At 73.4% G+C, this 3156-nt stretch carries 1 protein-coding gene; it reads right to left on the bottom strand.

Features of this window, described 5'->3' with window-relative positions; translation table 11 throughout:
- Position 1: 1 nt before the first annotated feature.
- Positions 2-2671, bottom strand: a complete 2670-nt coding sequence (locus ACQP0T_RS24405) for a scabin-related ADP-ribosyltransferase (RefSeq protein WP_433873833.1) — start codon at positions 2669-2671, stop codon at positions 2-4.
- Between the last annotated feature and the right edge of the window lie 485 nt (positions 2672-3156).

Raw genomic sequence — 3156 nt, forward strand, 5'->3', positions numbered from 1 at the left:
ATCAGCGGCCGTGGAACACCCGCGCGTAGGTCTGCCGCACCGCCTGCGGTGACTCGAACAGCTCATCCAGTTCGGCGAACAGGTCGCGGGCGTCCTCGGAGTACTGCCAGTGCCTGCCGTCGGGCGTCCTGGCGATCCGGCCGTCCCGGATCTCGAAGTACCCGTCGTTGCGGGGCTCCGAACCGCCGCCGGGGTTCCACCGCAGCGCGGCGCTGGTCCGCCCGGAGAGCTCGGCCTGGTGGAGCTGGCGCAGCTCGTCGTAGACCCGCCGCACGTCCCGCACCACCTCGTCCGGGAGACCGGCGGCGAAGGCCAGATCGTCGGCGTCCCGCCCGGTCAGCCGCAGCGCCGTCGCGACGAGGGACTCGAAGGCCCGCTCCGCGCCGCCCGGGGCCGGCACGTAGGAGTCGAACGCGCGGGAGGTGATCAGCTCGCGGGCGGTGGCCAACTCGCCTTCGGCGAAGATCCCGGCATGGCGCCGGGCGAGGTCGAGGGCCAGCACGTCCCCCGGCGCCACGCCGGACCGGTGCGCCCCTTCCACCACGCGCTGGATCTGCCGCTGCTCCGCGTGGTAGTCGTCCTGGTCCCGCCGTTCCAGGTCCGGATGTTCCTCGCGGTACTGGGCGTACTGGGCGCTGTGCTGGCGCTCGGCGTTCTCCCGCGCCAGGCCGCGGAACAGGATCGCCTTGACCACGACGTCGACCGGGACGACCCGCTGCGCGTCGGACTCGTTCCCGGCCAGCGCCAGGTACTGCCCGAGCACGCCGCGCACCCGTTCGCGGTGGGTGCGCTCGTCGGCGGGGCCGACGGGCTCGTCGTACTGGCCGGAGAGCTCCTCGAACGCGGCGTCCACCTGCCCGACGATCTGCTGCGGGATCGCACCGCCGCGCCACAGCTCGGTGATCCGCTCGCCCACCGCGCGCTGGTGCGCCTGCCGCGACGGCTGCTCCTGCTGCCAGGTCGAGTACTCGTTCTCCGCGCCCTTGCCGGTGATGCCGAGATCGGCCTGCATCCGGCCGTGGTCCTCGGCGAGGACCTCGACGATGGCGGCCTGGTCGGCCCACGGCCGCACCACGTCCGCCATGAACCGGTCGAGCTCGCAGGAGTCCTGGGGCCCGTGGTCGGCGCAGTCCACCAGCCGGTCGCCGCCGTGCCCGTGCTCCTCCAGGAACTTCCGCAGCGCCTCGGTCCGCTCGTGGTGCCCGACGACCGGGTCGTCGTCGAGCAGGGCGAGGGCCGCGCCCGTCCGCTCCGGGGCCACCAGTTCCAGCCAGGTGGCGTAGTGCTGGCGCAGCTCGCGCCCGACCCGCCGGGCCCGCCAGGTGGAGCCGCCCTCCAGCTCCTCCTGCCTCGGCCACGGCCGCCAGCGCGGCGCCAACTCCTGGTCGGTGCGCGGCACGCCGAGCCGGTCGCGCAGCCCGTCCACGTGCTCGACCGAGCCGGCCCACTCCCCGCGCGGCAGCGTGCCCTGCCCGAGCCCGGAGGTGTAGGTGACCATCGAACCCGGCGCCAGCGACTCCACCAGGTCGGGCAGCTTCTCCTGCGGCACGGTGAACAGGTTCGGCCCCGCGCCCGGCCACACGTTCACCACCCGGCCCTCGGACTGGCGCGGGTAGTCCTCGCGCGCCGCCGCAGCGAGGCTCAGCTCGCGCACCACGTCGAGCGGCGCCAGGTAGGACCGGATCAGCGGCGGGTTCCCCCCGAGCCGCCACGGCTCCGACCGGTCCAGCACGCCTTCCGCCGCCGAGAGCAACTGCACCGCCGACAGCGGACGCCCGGCGATCACCGACAGCGGGCGCCCCACCTGCGAGGTGAGCACCGTGATCTTCCCGGACTCCGGGTGCTGCTGCACGTCACCCGCCCACGCCGCCGACGGCTTCCCGGTCTTGGCGTCGTACTGCGGAAACTGCGCCATCGACACCACCGTGTAGAGGCGGACGTGCGGGCGCCCGTCGACGTCCTCGATCTCGAACTCCCCCCGGTGCACCACCGGCGGCAACGGGCCCGTGCGCGGCGTGCGCTCGGAGAGCAGGTCGGGTCGGCTCGGCCCCGGGTAGGACACCCCCCGGACGCCCACCGCGCGGTCCGAGGCACCGCCGCGCGGCACCACCGGAGCCGACGGCACCGCGGGCGGTTCCGCCGCGTCCTGCGGCTGGTAACCGGGGTTGGGGACGAACTCGTCCGAGCCGTCGGGGTGCAGCAGCCAGTGCCCTTCGAGGAACTCGGGGCGGATCCCACCGGGATGGACCACCTCCTGCTGGTCGACGGCGGCCTGGCGGCCCAACGACGCCGCCAGGTCGATCCCGCCCGGGGCGTCGATCTTCCACACCCGGTCGTGGCCGTGCCGCCGCGCGAAGTGGAACGCGAACGCCTTGCTGCGGGAGGAGGAGACCATGAACGTGCGCATGAACCTCCACTGGTACTCGTCCAACGTGGGCGGTGACTCGTCGTTCCACGGGGTCATCCCGATCCGCCGGACCGCATCGCCCCGGCCGTCCGTCCGGAACAGCGGCGCCCTGTCGGTGCGCCACATGAAGTTCCCGCCGTCCAGTGCGCGGTCGAACAGCCGCAGGTCGGCCACGGTGACCGGCCGGACCGCCGCGTCGAACGCGTTCGCCGGCTGGATCGCCGACACCCGCTTGCCCCGGACGTCGTTGCGCGCGACCACCATCCCGAACACGCCATCGGTCTCGCGCACCAGCTCGTGCCCGGTGTCGGAACCGGCGGCGGAGTCCAGTAGTTCGAAGTCCCCGTACCGGGAGGCGAACGCTTCCGAGAGCCCCCGGTACCGACTGTGCAGCCGGACGAACCGGGCGCGGTCAACCGGTCCGGGCGCCGACTGCCGGTACCAGGAGTTCACCTCGGTGTACAGCTCCCGAAGACCGCGCTGGATGCGGAGGAACGAACCGGTGGCGCCGGTGTTGACACCGAGATCGCCGAGCGTGTCGCCCAGCAGGTCGACGTAGGAATCGAGCTCCCTCGCCTGCTTGGCCACGTCCGTCCTCAGCACACCGAGGCCGTTCTGGGTGTGCACGCTCGGTCCGAAACTGGCCACGGTCCACACGTCGTCGGTGCCGGTCGCGACCCCGTGCTCCTTGCGCACGGTGGCGATCCGGTCGCGCAGCGCCGACCGTTCGGGCAACGGCCGACCGTCCG

This window comes from Saccharopolyspora sp. CA-218241, from assembly GCF_050954615.1.
Lineage (GTDB): Bacteria > Actinomycetota > Actinomycetes > Mycobacteriales > Pseudonocardiaceae > Saccharopolyspora > Saccharopolyspora cebuensis.

Excerpts from the sequence above, each read along its gene's own strand:
- ACQP0T_RS24405 (WP_433873833.1), bottom strand. The coding sequence starts at position 2,671 with ATGGTGGTCGCGCGCAACGACGTCCGGGGCAAGCGGGTGTCGGCGATC.